The sequence below is a fragment of the Corynebacterium sp. MSK032 genome (assembly GCF_030232065.1).
Taxonomy (GTDB): domain Bacteria; phylum Actinomycetota; class Actinomycetes; order Mycobacteriales; family Mycobacteriaceae; genus Corynebacterium; species Corynebacterium jeikeium_D.
On sequence record NZ_JASPJR010000002.1, the window covers coordinates 170,001 to 189,240 of the forward strand.

Here is a 19,240-nt window from a genome sequence, read left to right on the forward strand (position 1 = left end):
CAGTCCAGGGGATGGACACCGCGCAACTCAGCACAACCAAACCCTCGAATTCGCCCGCGTCGGATAAAGACACCGGAAAGTTCCCATCAGGGGGAAAAATTAGTGAAATTCTCAGAAACCTTTCCTCGCGACCTGGGATTTTAGGAATTTTTATACAAAAACGGGGGTTGCAACGTGACTACTCCTTAAGAACAGTACATACTGTTAGTTGTGACGAGCGCAGTTGAAAATCAAGGTATGACAGCACCACGTCGTGCTGCGACACTGAACCGACCGAATATGGTCAGTGTCGGCACGATTGTGTTCCTGTCTCAGGAATTAATGTTCTTCGCCGGTCTGTTCGCGATGTACTTCGTGTCACGCGCGAACGGCCAGGGCGATTCGTGGGATTGGGGTACCGGCCACCTCAATGTCCCGTACGCACTATTGATCACCGTGATCCTAGTGTCGTCTTCGTTCACTGCCCAGTGGGGCGTGTTCGCGGCCGAGCGTGGCGACGTTTTCGCACTCCGTAAGTGGTACGCACTGTCTACCGCCCTGGGTGCAATCTTCCTCGTCGGCCAGGCTTACGAGTACTTCACACTGGTTAGCCACGGTCTGACCATTCAGAACTCCATTTACGGTTCGGTCTTCTTCATCACCACCGGATTCCACGCAGCCCACGTCCTCGCGGGTGTGCTGGCTTTCGTTGTGGTGCTTATCCGTACCTCCAAGGCGAAGTTCACCCCGGCACAGGCCACTGCTGCCATCGTGGTCTCGTACTACTGGCACTTCGTCGACGTCGTGTGGATTGGCCTGTTTATCACCATCTACTTCATCCAGTAGGCCGTATTGGCCGTCCTTTGTTTAGTACGGCCTACAGCCCATCCACTTTCCACGAACAGTATTAAAGGGAAAAAGATGGAAAACACTACCTCCGAAACCAAGGACACCACGTCCTTGGCTGCGGCCCCGAAGTCAAAGGGCCGCCGCAAGATGCGCCGTACTGCCTCCGGCATTATGGCTATGGCTCTCGCCCTCACCGGCGCGGGCTTCCTCGCTAATGCTCTGACCCCTGATGCACAGACGGCTACTGCTCAGCAGGATGAAGCCGCAATGATTCAGCAGGGCAAGGAGCTTTACGACGTTGCTTGTATTACTTGCCACGGCGCCAACCTTCAGGGCGTTAAGGACCGCGGCAAGTCGCTGATCGGCGTCGGCGAAGGCTCGGTTTACTTCCAGGTTCACTCCGGTCGTATGCCGATGCTCCGCAACGAGGCTCAGGCAGCACGTAAGACCCCGCGTTACTCCGAAGAGCAGACGCTGGCTATCGCAGCCTACGTCCAGGCTAATGGCGGCGGCGCCGGCATCGTCCGCGACGAGGACGGCTCCATCGCTATGGAGTCGCTACGCGGTAAGAACGCTGGCCCGAACGGTGAGCTTGACAAGGCTGACGTTGCTCGCGGTTCCGAGCTGTTCCGCCTGAACTGTGCATCCTGCCACAACTTCACCGGTCGTGGCGGCGCACTGTCCAGCGGTAAGTACGCACCGGTCCTGGATCCTGCAAATGAGCAGGAAATCTACCAGGCCATGCTGACCGGCCCGCAGAATATGCCGAAGTTCTCTGACCGCCAGCTGTCTGCTGACGAGAAGAAGGACATCATCGCCTACATCAAGAACGCCAAGGAAACTCCGACCCCGGGTGGTTGGGGCATTGGTGGCATCGGCCCAGTTGCTGAGGGCCTTGTCATGTGGATTGTAGGCATTGTCGCTCTCGTAGCGGCCGCTCTTTGGATTGGATCCCGCCGATGAGTAATAACGAAAACAAGAAGTACAGCTCCGAAGAGCTGTCGAAGATGAGCAATGCGGATCTCGCTCGTCTGGGTGCTGAACTCGATGACGTGACCATTGCTTACCGCAAGGAACGCTTCCCGATTGCCAACGACCCGGCTGAAAAGCGCGCGGCTCGTGGTGTCACCATCTGGCTGGCACTGTCGGTCATTCTTGGCCTGGCATTCATCGCCATCTACCTGTTCTACCCGTGGCACTACAAGGGGCACGGCGAAGAGGGTCTGTGGCTGTACACTATGTACACCCCGCTGCTGGGTATCACCATCGGTGGCTGCATCGTCACCCTGGGTATTGGTGCAGTTAAGTTCACCAAGCGCTTCATTCCGGAAGAGATTTCGGTTCAGCGCCGCCACGATGGTCCGTCCGAAGAGGTCGACCAGAAGACCATCGTTGCCCTGCTGAACGATTCTTGGCAGACCTCCACCCTGGGTCGTCGCTCCGCTATCAAGGGCCTCCTTGGTACCGGCGCCGTCCTGGCTGGTATCGGCATGATCCTTCCGCTTGGCGGCATGATTAAGAACCCGTGGAAGCCACGCCACGACGTTGACGTCACTGGTGACGGCACCCTGTGGACCACTGGCTGGACTCTCGTCGAGAAGGGCCACAAGGTTTACCTGGGTCGCGACACCGGCGCTATCGCTGAAGAGGGCGTACACGGCTACACCACTAAGGGCGTTTCCCGCCTGGTTCGCCTCCGCCCAGAGGACCTGTCCGCAGGTTCCATGGAGACCGTCTTCCCTCTTCCGGAGGAGGACGTCAACGACGGCGACAAGTACTCCAAGGATGCTGATGTCTACGAGGCACACATGCACTCGATTCACGGCTCCCGCAACTCGGTCATGCTGATCCGTCTGCGTTCCCAGGACGCTGAAAAGGCAATCCTGCGCAAGGGTCAGGAAGACTTCCACTACGGCGACTACTTCGCCTACTCGAAGATTTGTACACACATCGGTTGCCCGACTTCTCTGTACGAACAGCAGACGAACCGTATTCTCTGCCCATGCCACCAGTCGCAGTTCGATGCACTGCACTACGGCAAGCCGGTCTTCGGTCCAGCTGCTCGCGCTCTTCCAGAGCTGCCGATCAGCGTTGACGAAGAAGGCTACATGTACGCAGAGGGCAACTTCATTGAGCCCGTCGGTCCGGCATTCTGGGAGCGTCAGTCATGAGTAATCCAACGAAACTAGCAACCGCTGCTAAGAATATGGATGACCGCTACACCCTGTCTGGCGGCATGCGTAAGCAGCTCAATAAGGTATTCCCTACCCACTGGTCCTTCCTGCTGGGCGAGATTGCACTCTACTCCTTCGTAGTCCTGCTCTTCTCGGGTGTTTACCTGACTCTGTTCTTCGACCCGTCGATGTCGAAGGTCATTTACGACGGTGCCTACGCGCCGCTCAACGGTGTCGAGATGTCTCGCGCCTACGAGACCGCCCTGCAGATCTCCTTCGAGGTTCGCGGTGGCCTGTTCATTCGCCAGATTCACCACTGGGGTGCTCTGCTGTTCGCCGTGTCCATCATGGCGCACATGTTCCGCATCTTCTTCACCGGCGCATTCCGCAAGCCGCGTGAGGCTAACTGGGTCATCGGTTCCATCCTCCTGCTGCTGTCCGTGGCAGAGGGCTTCATGGGTTACTCCCTGCCGGACGACCTGCTTTCCGGTGTTGGTCTGCGTATTATGTCCGCAATCATCATCGGTCTGCCGATTATCGGCACCTGGCTGCACTGGATGATGTTCAACGGCGACTTCCCGGGTGACATGATTATCCCGCGCCTGTACATTGCACACGTGCTGATTCTCCCGGCCCTGCTGCTGGGTCTGATTGCCGCTCACCTGGCTCTGGTCTGGTACCAGAAGCACACCCAGTTCCCTGGCGCAGGTCGTACCGAGAACAACGTCGTCGGCGTTCGTATTCTCCCGATCTTCGCAGTCAAGTCCGTTTCCTTCGGCCTGATTACGTTCGGCTTCCTGGCGCTATTCGCTGGTATCTTCCAGATCAACGCAATTTGGAACCTTGGCCCGTACAACCCGGCGCAGGTTTCCGCTGGTTCCCAGCCGGATATCTACATGCTGTGGACTGACGGTGCTGCCCGTGTCATGCCGCCGTGGGAGCTTTACTTGGGCTCTTACACGATCCCGGCAGTCTTCTGGGTCGCCCTGCTCTGTGGTGTTCTGGTTGTCCTGCTCTTCGCTTACCCGTTCATCGAGGCGAAGATCACCGGCGACAACGCCCACCACAACCTGCTGCAGCGTCCGCGCGACGTGCCGGTTCGCTCCGGCCTGGGTGCCATGGCTTTGGTCTTCTACACCCTGCTGACTCTGTCCGGTGGTAACGACCTGATCGCATACCACTTCCAGATCTCGCTGAACGTGATGACCTGGGTTGGCCGTATCGGTCTGATCATCCTGCCTCCGATCGCTTACTTCGTCACTTACCGAATCTGCATCGGCCTGCAGCGCTCTGACCGCGCTGTCCTGGAGCACGGCATCGAGACGGGCATCATCAACCAGCTACCTGATGGTTCCTTCATCGAGGTCCACCAGCCACTGGGTCCGGTCGACGAGCACGGCCACGCCGTTCCGCTCGAGTACCAGGGTGCTTACGTCCCGAAGACCATGAACGAACTGGGCGCCGCTGGTAGCCCGGGTCGCGGTAGCTTCTTCAGCCCGGACTCCCCGGAGATCGCCGAAGAGGCAGCTCGTATCGAGCACGAGAACCACGAGCAGCAGGCTCAGATGTTCCGTGACCTCGAAGCTCAAAACGCTGAAGAGCGTCGCCAGCTCGAGCAGTAAAGTTCCGCGGTAGGTTTTCTACTGCGCTCAAATAAGACCACCCCGGTCCGCATCCACTTCGGATGTCGACCGGGGTGGTTTTTGTTACCCAGATTCTTCCGATTTCGCCTTGACCCCACATATGTCGGATACCAAATCTACTGTTTACCAGTACTAAAATGGACATATGTCTACCAGTCCCTCCCCCACCACCGATCTTTCGAGCAACGCCACACAGCTTGTCGCCAACGGTGTCAACTTCGACTACGAGGCCACGCCTGTTTTGCGCGATGTCTCGCTCACGCTTTCCGACGGCGATGTCCTCGGTCTGGTTGGAGACAACGGAGCCGGCAAGTCCACTCTTCTTTGGCTGCTGTCGGGTCGTCGTCGGCCCACGAGCGGTACGGTGACTCATATTGGCACGCGTGTACTCGGCTCTCAGGAACTGGAAGCTCCTTTCGACTCCACGGTGCAAATGCTTATCGATGAAGCCCTCGGCCCCTCGAAACGTCGTTTAGCGGAGTTAGAAGAGGCAGCTGAGGCGATGGCCTTAGCAGAGACCCCAGATGAGTCTAAGGCGGCAGAGAAGGCGTATTCGAAGGCCTTCTCGGACGTCATGGCTCACGATGACTGGAACGCCGAACATAATGCGGAGATTGTGCTCGACCATCTCGGCCTGACCGGTTCTGCTCCGGACGGCGCTCCCCTGACAGAGCAACTAACCACGGAGATTTCCGGCGGGCAGCGGGCGCGGTTGGGGCTCGCGATTACGCTCATTCGAAAGCCAGAGATTCTGCTTCTCGACGAGCCCACCAACCATCTCGATGAACGCGGTCGCCAGCTCGTGATTGACACCATCCAGAACCACCCTGGAGTGGTTGTGGTGGCAACACATGACCGCGACTTCCTGGATGCCGTTTGTACTGTAATTGGAGACTTGGTGCCGGGGCGCCCTGGTATTGGGCTGTTCCGTGGTAATTACTCCGACTACGCGAAGCACCGTCGCCACCAGCGTGAGCTATGGGAGCACCAGTGGCGCTCGGAGGAGCATGAACGCAATCGGTTGGAAGACACCATCGAGAATGGCGCTCGTGAGATCTCACCGGGTCGGGAAATGACGGACAATAACAAGATGGCTTATGACCGCCGTGGCGGTCGTGTAGAGCGGCAAATCGCCCGCCGCGTGCGTTCGGCTAAGCAGCGGCTGGAGGAACTCATTGAGGAAGGTGTGGAGCGTCCACCGGCACTACTGGGCTTTGATGCCCCGTTGACCGCACCCCTACCGACCAAGCGCGCTGCTTCGGGCAGCGATGAAGATTTTCACATCAAGATGCGCGGTGTGGTCGTCCCAGATCGAATTCGGGTTGGTTCACTGACTATTCGTCCCGGCGACAAGGTCGTGATCACCGGCCCTAATGGGGCCGGCAAATCTACTTTGTTTAAGACGATCATGGGGCAAGTTGAGACGCAGGCTGGCGAGGTGCGTATCGGCGAGAACTGTCGAGTAGCCATGCTGGCTCAGGAACAAGACTGGGAAAACCCAAAGAAGTCCGCCCGTGAGTTGTACGACCTTGCGCCCAATGCCCGCGTGCCTCTCGACGACTTTGGATTGCTTAGCCCTGAGGATGCCAATCGACCGGTAGGAAGCCTCTCCATCGGCCAGCAGCGCCGGGTGGCGTTAGCGTTGGTCGTAGCCAATCCGCCGGAGATCTTGCTGCTCGATGAGCCTACGAACCATCTGAGTGTGGATCTAATCGAGCAGGTCCAAGACGCGATCGCATCTGCAGAGGGCACAATTATTGTGATTACCCACGATCACCGCATGATCAACTCGCTCGAAGCGCGTCATCTGCAGGTGACTGACGGTGAGGTCATCGAACTACCTAAGGGGCAGAAACCCGTCGAATTCGCTTGATGCGGAATCATATATTGACTACAGATCCTAACCGACGAGGTAACACCAGTTAGGAATCCCCTCCCACTCGCCCAAACAAAAAAGTCTCTCCCACTAACGCCCTTGTTAGTGGGAGAGACTTTTCGGTTATCTACGACTGTGGTTCAGTCTGATTGCACTCGGACTAGTGCTTCTCCGGCGGAGTGATGTACTGAGTGTTGAGCTTGGTGCCGGAGACGATCAGAATTACCGCGCCAAGGACAATCAGCCAGTAGGCCATGAATGCGATGCCGTAGCCCATGAGGAGGATGCCCATGGTCATCACGAACGGCCAAATCGAGCTAGCGGAGAAGAAACCGAGGGTACCTGCACCGTCGGCAATCTCTGCCTCTTCGAAGTCGGCCGGGGTGATGTCGGAGCGGCGCTCAGTGAAGTGGAAGTATCCACCGAGCATCAGAGTCATCAGAGCTGCGAGGACCAGGCCGGTTGCGCCAGCCCACTCGAGGCGACCCTGGCTTTCGTTGATGACGTTACCGGTGTCCTGGAGGTACTGAGTGCCGAAGATGTAGACGACAGCCATGAACCCCAGGAACACGGTAAGTCCGTAGAAGAGCTTTGCTGCAGACTTCATTTGAGAACTTCCTTTAAGTAAGAATCTTGCTGGGTTTACTTGGCGGTCGCGTTCAGGTCAATGGTGTTAGCACCACGATCACCCATGTCGCGGGTGTCGACACGACCGGAGTTGAACGGCGAAGTGGAGACTGCGAATGCCGGCTCACCGATGTGCTTCAGAGCATCAGCGTTAGTAGCTTCTGGGTTCTCCTGGCGGAACTTGATGTACTCGGTGAATGCCTCACGGGAGACAGCACGAATCTCGAAGTTCATCATTGCGTGGTAGGTACCACACATCTCGGCACAACGGCCAACGAATGCGTTCTTGACCTTGTCGCTCGGGTTGTCCTCTGGTCGGTTGGCAATCTTGTCCGAGTCAATCTTTTCGATCTGGAAGACACGGTTGGACTTGTTAGCCTCCGGGTGCGGGAACACGTCGCGCTTGAAGAGGAACTCCGGAACCCAGAAGGAGTGAATCACGTCAGCGGACGCGAGGTCGAACTGGATTGCAGTGTCTTCCGGAACAACGAGGACCGGAACCTCTTCGGTGGTACCGAGGGTCTCAATCTCGTCGTAGTGCAGGTAGTCGAGGCTCTCCTTGGAGCGTCCGTGAACCGGGTGCTCCTTCTGCTTTGCGCGATCCTCAGCGGACGGAACCTCGTGGCCGCCCTCGGTGAAGAACTGCTCATCAGCCGGCTTCTCAATACGGCCGTTGTATTCCTCGCCGCCCATCAGGTCAGCGGAAATGTTGGCGTAACCGAACTTCCAGTTCCACTGGAAACCGGTGACGTCGACGGTAACTTCCGGATCCTTATCCAGGGCAGTGACCTTGTCCTGAGTCTGAACCGTGAAGAAGAACAGAGTCATCACGATCAGAATCGGGAGAATGGTCAGAGACAACTCAACCGGAACGTTGTATGCAGTCTGGCGCGGGAACTCGCCCTTGCCCTTCTTTTCAGCCTTCTTAGCTGTGAAGTTTGCCATCGAGTAAAGGGTAACGCCCCAAACGATGATGCCGATAATCCAAGCTGCAACCCAGGTCCAAACCCAGAAGTTACCCATGGACTGTGCTTCCGGGGTCACACCTTCCGGCCAACCAAAGCGGAGCAGCTTGAAGAAGCCGTTCTCCGGAGGATTAACATCGCAGCCGGCAAGCAAGGCTGCGCTACCGGTGGCAACGCCGAGGACGCCGAGCTTACGGGCGACTCCGAACTTTCTACGCTGATTCACGTGTGTCTGCCTTCCTGATCCACACAATTTTCGATAACCGATTAAGGTTTCGTCCTACCCAAGCAGAGTAGTCGATTCTTAAGCTTTCTCCACAATAAATATGGCTGTGGGGTGCCTTTGAGTATATCTGCCCTAATAAAATACTGAGAAAGACCCGCCTATCGGGGGTGGCATTCTCACCAGTTACACCCTGTTGACGCTCCTAAGTCTATGAATTTTTTAGTGTTTGTGCCACGCGCTGACGCACACACCGTCCCGCGCAACCTTGCCCCGAGCCCTAGACACGGCAAACTCAGACATTCTCGCTTTTCCCCAAAAGGCATTAAAGTAGGTGCAGCATTTCTATGTGGCGCCAATCTGGGGTTCAACCCAGCTACTCAGCCACGCGGCGGTCCTTCACGGCCACCGGTTAAGGCGACAACCAGTCGCGCTGAGCCGCTAGCTACGGAGCCGTCGAAAATCCATTAAGTGACACTAAGCGAAAGGTGCGCGCACGAAGCATGTGTGGTCTTCTCGGAATCCTGGCTGCAAATTCTGACGCAGCGGAGCTCGTTCCCGTTGTCGAAAGGGCCCTGCCCTGCATGCGGCACCGCGGCCCTGACGATGCAGGCACGTGGCACGATGAGGACGCAGTTTTCGGCTTCAACCGCCTATCCATTATTGATATTGCCCACAGCCACCAACCGCTGCAGTGGGGACCAGAGAATCAGCCGAATCGTTACTCCATGACCTTCAACGGCGAAATCTACAATTTCGTCGAACTTCGCGAGCAGCTGGAGAAGAAAGGCTATGCCTTTAATACCTCCGGCGATGGTGAACCTATCGTCGTTGGGTTCCACCACTGGGGAGCGGACGTCGTAAAGCACTTGCGCGGCATGTTCGGCATTGCCATTTGGGACAGCGTCGAGCGCAAGCTTTTCCTGGCGCGCGATCCGTTCGGCATTAAGCCGCTCTACTACGCCACCACAGAGCGTGGCACAATTTTCGGTTCTGAGAAGAAGTCCCTGCTCGAAGCTGCGCCGGAGATGGGCATCGATGCGAAGAAGCTGAATAAGCGCGCACTGGAGCACTACGTCGATCTGCAGTACGTTCCGGAGCCGGAGTCGCTGCACACTGACATTGTTCGTCTGGAGTCGGGTTGCACTGCCATCGTTACGCCTGGTGGCGAAGTTAAGCAGACCCGCTACTTCAAGCCGAATTTCCCGATTCAGCCAGTGGCTAAGGGCGCTGAACAGGATGTTTTTGACCGCATTGCCCGTGCGCTGGAGGACAGCGTCGAGAAGCATATGCGTGCCGACGTCACGGTGGGCTCGTTCCTGTCGGGCGGTATCGACTCCACTGCGATTGCAACTTTGGCTAAGCGCCACAACCCGAACCTGCTGACGTTTACCACTGGCTTCGAGCGCGAGGGCTTCTCCGAGGTCGATGTGGCTGCCGAGTCCGCCGCCGCCATTGGCGTCGAGCACATTGTGAAGGTCGTCTCGCCGGAGGAGTTCGCCGGGGCGATTCCGAAGATTATGTGGTACCTCGATGACCCGGTAGCTGACCCTGCACTGGTGCCGCTGTACTTCGTGGCCGCAGAGGCTCGTAAGCACGTTAAGGTCGTACTGTCCGGTGAGGGCGCAGACGAGCTCTTTGGTGGTTACACCATTTATAAGGAGCCGCTGTCGCTGAAGCCGTTCGACAAGGTTCCATCTCCCCTGCTGCGCGGTCTGGCTAAGGTCGGCGAAGCTCTGCCAGAGGGCATGCGCGGCAAGTCGCTCCTGCAGCGAGGCACTACTCCGCTGGAACAGCGCTACTACGGCAATGCTCGTTCCTTTAACTTTGAGCAGCTGCAGGAAGTGCTGCCGTGGGCCAAGAAGGAATGGGACCACAGCGATGTCACTGCGCCGATTTACGCGCAGTCTGAAGGCTGGGACCCGGTGACTCGGATGCAGCACTTGGATCTGTTCACCTGGTTGCGTGGCGACATTCTGGTCAAGGCGGACAAGATCACCATGGCTAACTCCCTGGAGCTGCGCGTGCCGTTCCTCGACCGTGTGGTCTTCGACGTTGCACAGACGCTGCCGGTGGACATGCGTGTTTCTCACGGCACCACCAAGTACGCACTGCGTCGCGCCATGGAGCAGATTGTTCCGGAGCACGTGCTCAACCGCCGCAAACTGGGCTTCCCGGTGCCGATTCGCCACTGGCTGGCAGGCGACGAACTGCACGGCTGGGCCGAGGACATCATCCGCGAGTCCCAGACCGATGAGTTCATTAATAAGGACGCCGTGCTCAAGATGCTCGCCGAGCACCACCCAACCGAGCGCGACCACTCCCGCCGCCTCTGGACCATCCTTGCTTTCATGGTCTGGCACGGCATCTTCATCGAAGACCGCATTACTCCGGACATCGAGCAGCGCGACTACCCCGTCGAGCTCTAGCTCGCTTTACGACGGTCCCCGCGCCTCAACCCCATCCTGCCCCGGCAGGCTGCCACCATAGCTGGGGCAACCAATAGAAAAGGCTCGGACCTCACTCAGTTAACAAGAGTGAGGTCCGAGCCTTTTACTATCCGACGCTTTTCACAGCGTCTGCTGACAGCTCTGCTCAGCTAATGACTTAGTTGAAGGAGTCACCGCAAGCGCAGGAGCCAGTGGCATTCGGGTTATCGATGGTGAAGCCCTGCTGTTCAATGGTGTCAGCGAAGTCGATGGTGGCACCGGACAGGTACGGAACCGACTGGCGATCAACGACCAGCTTGACGCCACCGAAAACTTCGGCGACATCGCCGTCGAGGCTGCGGTCATCGAAGTAGAGCTGGTAGCGCAGGCCGGCACAGCCGCCCGGAGCCACGGAAATACGCAGTGCCAGGTCGGTGGCACCTTCTTGGTCCAGAAGTGCCTTTGCCTTGGCAGCCGCAGCTTCGGTCAGGGTAACGCCAGTGCTCTGAGCAGTAGTCATAGCGCGTGTCCTCCTTGTTGAAGTGTTTAAGTATGCGAGTCGACCCCAAGGTCGGCTACGTCATTATTTATCACAACCTTACCGACCAGTCTTTAATTCCCAATTCTGGGTTCTCTTTTTCTTTCTCTTTTTCGGAAGTCTCTTTTTGCCGCCACATCGCAACCACACCACGGCTTCCCACGCCACAAGCGCACTCTTCCCGCCTGCCCCTGCGGCGGTCATCCCCAAAACCTCGCCCTTGCCCCGTCCCTGCCCCTCAACCTGCAACCTAATTAGGGAAGCACCTTGAAGACCTTATAATCTGGGGTCGTGAATCTACCGTGGAAAAAGAATGACAAAAAGTCCAAGGCAGCTGAGGCAGCTAACGCTGACGCAACCAACGCCGGAGACGTAGCCACCGACGCGACCGCATCCAGCGGGGCCAAGGGCACCGCTTCGGAGTCTCAGCAGCCCGAGAAGAAGCACAGCGGTGCTTTTACTCCCAAGAAGGGGCGCCCCACTCCGAAGCGCAACGAGGTTGAGCGCGAACGCGGCATCCGCCGTGGCCCGGTCGAGGCGCCGCTGACCGCTAAGGAAGCTCGCCAGCGCCGCAAGGAGCTCAAGGCTTCCATGTCCAAGGAAGAGCTCAAGGCCGCCAAGGCACGCGAGCGAGCAGAGCGACGTGAGCAGCGTCGCATTGCCGACGAGCGCATGGCCGCCGGCGATCCGCGCTACATGCTGCCACGCGACCAGGGCGCTGAGCGCAAGTTTGTCCGCGACTGGGTTGATTCCCGTCGCTTCCTCGCTAACGTGTTCCTCCCGTTCGCGCTGATTCTGCTGCTGATTATGATGATTGGCACTTCCCTGCCGAAGCTGGCCAACATCGCATCTCTCATCGCGATGGTTCTCATCATCGCCCTGATTATCGAGGGCATTTACATCGGCCGCCGTGCCATCAAGTTGACGCGTGAGCGCTTCCCGAAGACCACCGAAGGGGCCTGGGGACTGGGCTTCTACGCTTACTCCCGCGCTTCTCAGCCGCGTCGTCTGCGTACTCCGCGTCCGCAGGTCAACATCGGCGACGAAATCAAGTAGCCTCATCTGCCATGCGCACTTTGGTTCTCGGTGGCGCCCGCTCAGGCAAGTCCTCATGGGCTGAGCACGAGCTGCTGGCCACCGCCGCAGCCTCAACCGGCGGTGCCTCAGATGCTGCAGCCTCAACGGTGTTGCATTACATCGCAACAGCACGGCCCTGGCCCGGTGATAGCGATTTTCACTCCAGGGTCGAGGAGCACCGCATTCGTCGTCAAGCACAGGCAAAAGAGCACGGAGTGGCCTGGCACACGGTTGATGACGTCGATGCGGTGGAAGCTCTCGCGTCGCCGGAGCGGCGCATGCTGCTGGACGATGTCGGCACCTGGCTGACGCACATCATCGACGCGCAGGGGCTGTGGGAGGCGCCGAGGGGCAGCGTCGCGCCGTGGACGCACTCGCTTGTCGACGCCGTGCGCAACTTCCCCGCAGATTCCGACCTGTTCATTGTGTCGCCCGAAGTGGGCTTCGGTGTCATTCCCGAACACCGCTCAGGGCGGCTTTTCCGTGATGAAATTGGCCTTCTCAACCAACAGCTCGCAGCTGTCTGTGATCGTGTTGTCCTAGTTGTGGCTGGCTGCCCCATGGAAGTCAAGGCGGCGAACTAGATTCACTCCACGCCGCTTCCCCTATGACGGTCTGCCTAGCAATGCGAATAGCTGTGCACCAATGGTCGGTAGACAAATCGTTTTCGGGTAGCGTTTGAGAGTATGAACGCGGATTATTTTGGACCGGTAGCACGCCCTGACGAAGAGACTGAACAGGCCGCCCGCGCGCGCCATGAGCAGTTGACTAAACCCGCAGGCTCACTTGGCCGGTTGGAAGAACTCGGCATTTGGATTTCGGCGTGTCAGGGAGAATGCCCTCCGCGTGACCTGGACGATTGTCGTGTTTATGTCTTCGCTGGTGACCACGGTGTTGCCCAGGGCGGGGTGTCCGCGTACCCGTCCGAGGTGTCTATTCAGATGCTTGCCAATATCGAGGCAAAGGGTGCCGGCGTGAACGCTATCGCTGACATCGCGGGAGCCACTGTTACCGGTGTGGACATTTCCCTCGACCACGATGCCGAAGGGCCATACCGTATCCGTCGCAGCTGTGGTTCTATCGACCGCGAGGATGCGATGAGCGAGGAGGAGGTCGATAAGGCCATCCGCACGGGCATCGCGATTGCCGACGCCGCCGTTGATGAAGGCGCTGACCTGCTCATTGCCGGCGACCTGGGCATCGGAAACACCACTCCAGCCGCGGCGCTGATTGGTGCCGTGACCAACTCCGAACCGGTGGTCGTCGTCGGCCGAGGCACTGGCATTGATGACGAGGGGTGGAAGCTCAAGGTCGCTGCCGTACGCGATGCCATGTTCCGCGTGCGTCGCCTGCGCAATGACCCGGTTGAGGTGCTCCGTCGTATTTCCTCGCCGGATATGACCGTGATGGCCGCGTTCTTGGCGCAAGCAGCGGTTCGTCGCACTCCTGTGATTTTGGACGGAGTGGTTGTCACATCCGCTGCTCTGCTGGCTGACCAGCTCGCTCCGGGCGCCCGCGATTGGTGGGTCGCCGGCCACAAGTCGGCAGAGCCCGCGCACGCGCTTGCCCTTCGACACCTGGATAAGGAACCACTTCTCGAATACGGGATGCGTCTTGGCGAAGGCTCCGGCGCCGTCGCTGCCCTACCGCTGGTCAAGTCCGGCGTATCGGTCCTGCGCAACATGGCTACTTTCGCCGACGCAGGCGTAAGCACCAAGGACTAATCGACTTGTCCGACAAAGCCGGCCCGTCTCGCCAGGACAACCTCGACGGCGATCCCTCTGCTCACGGCAATGCCGTCGCTGAGGCCATCACCACTGCCCTGTCCTGGCTCACCATCCTGCCCTTCAAAGGCGCGAGCGTGTTCGACCGCATCACCGGCCGTCGCGCCATCGCCGCACTGCCAGTAGCTGGGCTCGTTCCTGCCGCGGGTGCAGTTCTCATCACGGCGGCGCTGTTCGCAACGTCGTCGTCACGCACGCCCACGCTTTACGACGTCACCCCGATCCTCGGCGGCGCCCTGATTATGGTGGCGGCACAGATGTTGACCCGCGCGATGCACCTGGATGGGCTGGCGGATGTGGCGGATGCCCTCGGCTCGTATAAGCCGCCGGAGGGGGCGCGGGAGGTGCTGCGCGATCCGAGCACCGGCCCAATGGGCGTGGGCTCCATCGTGCTGACGATGTTGACGACGACGACTGCTTTTGCCGTGATTGTGGCTAGTGTGCTGTCGCAGTGGTCTGCCGGTCAGATGTGGCCTGGCGTGGTTGCGCTGTGCTTGCCTTTTGTAGCCTCTCGCGCGGCAGCAACGACTGCCTGCTGGCGCGGCTTTCCGCCTTTTTCGAACAGCGGCTTCGGCTCTCTGTCTGCCGGTACTCAGTCCACAGTCACGGTGACCTGCTGGTGGATACTGCTGCTCGCTGTGTCGGGCTGGGTGGTTGGGCTCGTGGGCGTAGTCGCTTGTGCACTGAGCTTTGGCGTTACACTGCTGCTGACGCGGCATTGCGTGAAGAGGTTTGGCGGAGTCAACGGCGACGTGTTTGGTGCAGTCATTGAGATAACGTGCGCTGTCTGTGCCGTGGCACTTGCCATAGGGTTCTAGCAGGGAAAATGCGCGCATTGCCCCCGTTGGGGTTTTCTTTAAAAAGAACTATTGACGGTCGCTTTGACGCGGACGTATTCTGAGGGCACACCGCCGGGAAGGCGGAGTACAGGAGGCTCGTTTCGGGGCTCGCCCAAATTATTTTGCGCCGACCGTTTGCCGGGGCGCCAAGAACGAGCACACCTTCTAGCCTCCCAGCTAATTAAAAAAGCGCGTCCCGCCGCAGCGATGCACGGGACGCGCTTTTCTTTGTTGGGGTGACACTCCCGGGGTTTAGGTTCAGTGGGGTTTGGGTTCAGTGGGGGCTAGTGACTGCGGTTATGTTAGCGACAGCGGGCCAATGCGAGTTACTGACTGCGTTTATGTCAAAAATGGTCCGAAAAATGGCTTGAAAGTGTCATAAACTCACACAGTTTCACATCTGCAGCCCATAATTCTTGGAGTTGTCAGTTCTTGCGGCTAAGTAGCAAAAAATGTGCCCGCCAGCGATACGCCAAGCGGACACAATTTTGCTGCCTTCCCCACCCTGCCCCCCCCCTGCTCAGGAACTTCCTGATCTTACGGTTTGTCTACTCCTTGCGCTTCTTGTTCTGGTAGACGATTGCGCCGGCAATGCCGATAAACACGGCGACCACTGCTACAACGGTGCCAATGACCAACGGGCTCATGCCCTCATCTTCCATGTCCGACGAGGATGCGGATGCCTGAGAATCCGTATCCGAGGAGTCAGATTCATTCGACGCATCTTCTGACGAGTCCTTTGACGTTTCCTGTTCCGACTCTCCCTTGGCCAGAATCGGCTTATCGGATGGAGTCGGGCCGTTCTTGTCAGTCGGTCGCCAGTCAGGCCCCTTAGTTGGCTTGTTGTCCAGGAGGAATGCGAGCTGGAACGGCTGATCGATGCCACTGACCTCTTCATCCGGGCGATAGTTAGCCATTCGGACAGTCGCGTAGTAGTAGCCGGCGTTGGCTACAGGTCGTCCTCCAACATTAGATTCTCGGTTGTTGTATTCGACCGGACGATCTGTTGACAAGTTCAGGTCCTCGGAATCCTGATAAAAGTGCATTGTTCCATCCGCAACGGAAACCTCGAACGGATTCAGCAGGGCAACTCCCATGGAATCGGCATTATCGCGCTCCGAATTTCCAGTGCGGGCAGCAATCACTGGTCGCTGACCCCACTCGACAGGGATCTTGTAGAACTTCTGTTCACCGGGCACGATTGTGTCAGAGATGGTATCCCCAGATTTAACTTCCGGCGCTTGGGCTGCGTTATTGCCACCGTTTACGGGCTTGGCCTCTCCAAAAGTGGCCTTTTTGTAGGCTTTGTCGCCGGTCGAAGAAGACCGCCCCTCATTTAGCTTGCCAGCATCCTGCTTCTTCAGGACTGGCTCAAACTGGACGCTAACCTCGACCTTCACCGGTTCATCACGATAGTCCGCTACTGAATCACCGTCATAGACCCACACGTTATTTGCGACGAGCCACTTGGTTTGATCGCAACTGGATTCGATGCGGTCACTATCCCATGCAAGAATGCTTGCATCAGCCGAAGTTGGAGTCCACGAATCGGCACTAGCTTCGGCGCCAGTCAGCGACCCCATACGACCGTCGTCCTGGCATTTTCCGCCAGTTTCATTGATGATTTCGTCAACTTCAGTTCGGACATCCTGCTGGCCTTTACCCTCAGCATCGATATTCGCTAACACCTTTGAGGTAACAATCGCGTTGTGTCCCTTCGGCACTGCGATTCGGTAGTAGAGCGGGGTGCGATCGTGCTGGGCAACCTCTGGCACCAGCGTCGTCTGGTACTTGCCCTCGCCGAGCCATTTCGCGCCTTCCTTAGTCTCGGAGAACTCGAAAGGAGTACCCGTGGTTTCGTAGCCCTGCACTGACCGCTGAGTCAAGAACTTCATGTGGTCTGCAAGCTGGGTAGCATCGTCCGCAGTCATGCTCTGTCCACCGGATACCTGCGCAACACACTCCAGCTCAGCGCGAGCTTCTTCATCGACCTTGAAGCCCACTGTGTGAATCGTCAGGCCAACACCCTGCCCTGCCAGTTCCTTCGCAACCTCACACACCGGTGGCGGCGCGCAGGTGTCGATACCGTCAGAGACCAAAATAATTGACCGCTCACCGTCTGGGCCAAGCTCATCAGCCGCCTTACGCAGTGCATTGCCGATCGGCGTATAGCCCTGAGCTTCCAACCCGGCAATCCTGCTCTTCAGGCCTTCTTTGTCGACCTTTTGGACAGGCGACAGCACCTCGATGTCCTGGCAACCACGTTCGCGGTTGGATTCATCACTGGATTCGCGCTGGCCATAAACCAGCATGCCAAGCAGCGCATCATCCGGGAGGGAGTCAATCAGCTCCGTGGATGCGCGCTTTGCCGCATCGAGGCGGGTGCCTCCGGCGTCGTCGGCAAGCATCGAACCAGACAGATCCATGATTAGCTCTGCTTTTGCTTCGCCCGTACCCCCTTCGCCCGTAGGAGCGGGCTGTTCCACCCCGGACGGCGAAGGCGAATCTTGGGCTGCCGCCACCGGAGCCGGAATCGCACTAAACCCAATCGTCCACGCAGCCAACAACAGAGTGACAACGATGGTTACCCTTAGGCGCTTTGAACTACTTGACGAAAAACTATCTTTAAAAAAGTCTTGAACTACCACCATCACAGCGCCTCAAACTGTTTTCCCAACTACAAAAATCAATCGTGTTGGTAGTTTTTCACAGTGACCCCGGTCACGCTAGAGGTGTTTTTAACGGCTAAACAAATGCCGCCTGAACAATTCATGAACCATGAGAAAATCGCACAGCCGTTGGGGAGCCAGCAAAGCAAAAACGCAGCCCCTGAACAGCGAATACTGAACAGGGGCTGCGAAAGTACTAATTCTAGTAACCACTATTAAATTTTTCTTAGCCGACCTACGCCGAAACTAAGCCTCAACGAGCTTGTAAATCCAACCGTGGGTATCCTCAACCTCGCCGTGCTGGATACCGGTCAGCCGCTCGCGCAGCTTCATAGTCCACTCACCGGTCTCGCCGCCGTTGATCTCGAACTCGCCCTCAGCGGACTTCACAAAACCGACCGGGGTGATGACTGCAGCAGTACCGCAGGCGAATGCCTCGCTCATAACACCGGAGGTGGCATCATTCTTCCATTCCTCGGTGGAAATGCGACGCTCCTCGACACTCATGCCCAGATCCTGAGCAGCCTGCAGCAGCGATGCCCGAGTAATGCCCGGCAGCAGCGAACCAGACAGCTCTGGAGTCACCAGCCGAACACCAGCGTCAGCATTCTCATCCGGGTAGATAAACGCCAGGTTCATGCCGCCCATCTCCTCGATGTACTTGCGCTCGACAGCGTCCAGCCACACAACCTGGTCGCAGCCCTTTTCCTCTGCCTGCTGCTGAGCCGCCAGCGAAGCTGCATAGTTACCTGCGAACTTCGCAGCACCGGTGCCGCCCGGCGCGGCACGCACGTACTCGTGGGAGATCCACACGGTCACCGGGTTAATGCCACCGGAGAAGTACGCGCCGGCAGGTGAAGCGATGAGCAGGAAGGTGTAAGAGTTCGACGGGTGCACGCCCAGGGTGCTCTCGGTGGAGAACATGATTGGACGCAGGTACAGGGATTCTTCGCCACCAGCTGGCGGCACCCATGCTGCATCGGCTTCAACCAGCAGGCGGATTGCCTCGAGGAAGGTCTCCTCCGGCAGCTGCGGCATTGCAATGCGGTCAGCGGAGCGCTGGAAGCGACGAGCGTTCTGCTCCGGGCGGAAAGTAACAATGGAACCATCCGGCATGCGATACGCCTTCAGTCCCTCAAAAATCGACTGCCCGTAATGCAGGACCGAAGAAGACGGCTGCATTTCAATCGAACCGTATGCCTGCAGCTTGGCGCCATGCCAGCCTTTGTCTGCAGTCCAGTCAATTCGGACCATGTGGTCGGTGAAGTGCTTACCGAAACCAGGGTTGGCCAAAATCTCCTCGCGCTCGGCATCAGAGAGTGGATTCGGGTTACGTTCGATTGCAAATTCCAAAGCAGACATGTCTTTCATCCTAAACCGTCGAGGATCGAGTCGTATCAATACTCGCCCCCGAAAGACCGTGTTAGTCAGGGCAATGTCAGCGTCGCGGGCACTAGGCGCGGGTACATTCCAATAGTCGTGGCGCTGGCTCGTCAGTCCGCTGTCCAGGGGTGAAGGACACGAACCGGCAAATAGGGATACGGTGGTGTACCACATAGTACGACTAC

15 protein-coding genes are annotated in these 19,240 nt (G+C 58.0%); 10 read left to right on the forward strand and 5 right to left on the reverse strand.

Features of this window, described 5'->3' with window-relative positions; translation table 11 throughout:
- Nucleotides 1-210: 210 nt before the first annotated feature.
- The 5 genes from ctaE (at nucleotide 211) to QP995_RS01960 (ending at nucleotide 6,518) form a co-directional block, all read left to right on the forward strand.
- On the forward strand, nucleotides 211-825 hold the full coding sequence (gene ctaE, locus QP995_RS01940) for an aa3-type cytochrome oxidase subunit III (protein ID WP_088611596.1): 615 nt from the start codon (nucleotides 211-213) through the stop codon (nucleotides 823-825).
- Between the two features lie 75 nt (nucleotides 826-900).
- Complete coding sequence (qcrC, locus tag QP995_RS01945; RefSeq protein WP_016423027.1) at nucleotides 901-1,791, forward strand: cytochrome bc1 complex diheme cytochrome c subunit; 891 nt, start codon at nucleotides 901-903, stop codon at nucleotides 1,789-1,791.
- On the forward strand, nucleotides 1,788-2,999 hold the full coding sequence (gene qcrA / locus QP995_RS01950) for a cytochrome bc1 complex Rieske iron-sulfur subunit (protein WP_049170241.1): 1,212 nt from the start codon (nucleotides 1,788-1,790) through the stop codon (nucleotides 2,997-2,999). Before qcrC ends, qcrA begins: the two co-directional genes overlap by 4 nt.
- A complete protein-coding gene (qcrB, locus tag QP995_RS01955) occupies nucleotides 2,996-4,624 on the forward strand; it encodes a cytochrome bc1 complex cytochrome b subunit (protein ID WP_016423029.1) in 1,629 nt (542 codons plus the stop codon). Before qcrA ends, qcrB begins: the two co-directional genes overlap by 4 nt.
- A 166-nt stretch (nucleotides 4,625-4,790) precedes the next feature.
- The gene (locus QP995_RS01960; RefSeq protein ID WP_049192933.1) at nucleotides 4,791-6,518 is read left to right on the forward strand and encodes an ABC-F family ATP-binding cassette domain-containing protein; all 1,728 of its coding nucleotides are present in this window, start codon (nucleotides 4,791-4,793) and stop codon (nucleotides 6,516-6,518) included.
- A 163-nt stretch (nucleotides 6,519-6,681) separates the two neighbouring features.
- Here the strand turns inward: QP995_RS01960 and ctaF are convergent, their stop codons facing one another.
- Together ctaF and ctaC are read right to left on the reverse strand one after the other, a co-directional pair.
- Nucleotides 6,682-7,128, reverse strand: coding sequence for an aa3-type cytochrome oxidase subunit IV (gene ctaF / locus QP995_RS01965; RefSeq protein WP_016423031.1), 447 nt, complete (start codon nucleotides 7,126-7,128; stop codon nucleotides 6,682-6,684).
- A gap of 35 nt (nucleotides 7,129-7,163) precedes the next feature.
- The gene (gene ctaC / locus QP995_RS01970; RefSeq protein WP_049190506.1) at nucleotides 7,164-8,339 is read right to left on the reverse strand and encodes an aa3-type cytochrome oxidase subunit II; all 1,176 of its coding nucleotides are present in this window, start codon (nucleotides 8,337-8,339) and stop codon (nucleotides 7,164-7,166) included.
- A gap of 500 nt (nucleotides 8,340-8,839) precedes the next feature.
- On the opposite strand from ctaC, the gene asnB reads away from it, so the two are divergent.
- Complete coding sequence (gene asnB, locus QP995_RS01975) at nucleotides 8,840-10,765, forward strand: asparagine synthase (glutamine-hydrolyzing) (protein WP_049192931.1); 1,926 nt, start codon at nucleotides 8,840-8,842, stop codon at nucleotides 10,763-10,765.
- 178 nt (nucleotides 10,766-10,943) lie between these two features.
- On the opposite strand, the gene QP995_RS01980 is transcribed toward asnB, so the two are convergent.
- Complete coding sequence (locus QP995_RS01980) at nucleotides 10,944-11,285, reverse strand: HesB/IscA family protein (RefSeq protein WP_005512007.1); 342 nt, start codon at nucleotides 11,283-11,285, stop codon at nucleotides 10,944-10,946.
- Nucleotides 11,286-11,594: 309 nt separating this feature from the next.
- Between QP995_RS01980 and QP995_RS01985 the strand changes: the two genes are divergently transcribed.
- The 4 genes from QP995_RS01985 (at nucleotide 11,595) to QP995_RS02000 (ending at nucleotide 14,982) form a co-directional block, all read left to right on the forward strand.
- The gene (locus tag QP995_RS01985; RefSeq protein ID WP_016423034.1) at nucleotides 11,595-12,359 is read left to right on the forward strand and encodes a DUF3043 domain-containing protein; all 765 of its coding nucleotides are present in this window, start codon (nucleotides 11,595-11,597) and stop codon (nucleotides 12,357-12,359) included.
- Between the two features lie 11 nt (nucleotides 12,360-12,370).
- A complete protein-coding gene (locus QP995_RS01990; RefSeq protein ID WP_049190511.1) occupies nucleotides 12,371-12,964 on the forward strand; it encodes a bifunctional adenosylcobinamide kinase/adenosylcobinamide-phosphate guanylyltransferase in 594 nt (197 codons plus the stop codon).
- Nucleotides 12,965-13,066: 102 nt separating this feature from the next.
- Entirely contained in the window at nucleotides 13,067-14,104 is a 1,038-nt protein-coding gene (gene cobT / locus QP995_RS01995) for a nicotinate-nucleotide--dimethylbenzimidazole phosphoribosyltransferase (RefSeq protein WP_049190512.1), read from the forward strand.
- A 5-nt stretch (nucleotides 14,105-14,109) separates the two neighbouring features.
- Nucleotides 14,110-14,982 (forward strand): adenosylcobinamide-GDP ribazoletransferase, encoded by an 873-nt coding sequence (locus QP995_RS02000; protein WP_258225332.1) that lies wholly within the window; start codon nucleotides 14,110-14,112, stop codon nucleotides 14,980-14,982.
- 569 nt (nucleotides 14,983-15,551) lie between these two features.
- Here QP995_RS02000 and QP995_RS02005 read toward each other — a convergent pair.
- Nucleotides 15,552-17,429: a vWA domain-containing protein gene (locus QP995_RS02005; protein ID WP_070566889.1), complete on the reverse strand. Its 1,878-nt coding sequence runs from the start codon at nucleotides 17,427-17,429 to the stop codon at nucleotides 15,552-15,554.
- Between the two features lie 489 nt (nucleotides 17,430-17,918).
- The gene (locus tag QP995_RS02010) at nucleotides 17,919-19,034 is read right to left on the reverse strand and encodes a branched-chain amino acid aminotransferase (protein ID WP_284852861.1); all 1,116 of its coding nucleotides are present in this window, start codon (nucleotides 19,032-19,034) and stop codon (nucleotides 17,919-17,921) included.
- Nucleotides 19,035-19,240: the final 206 nt, after the last annotated feature.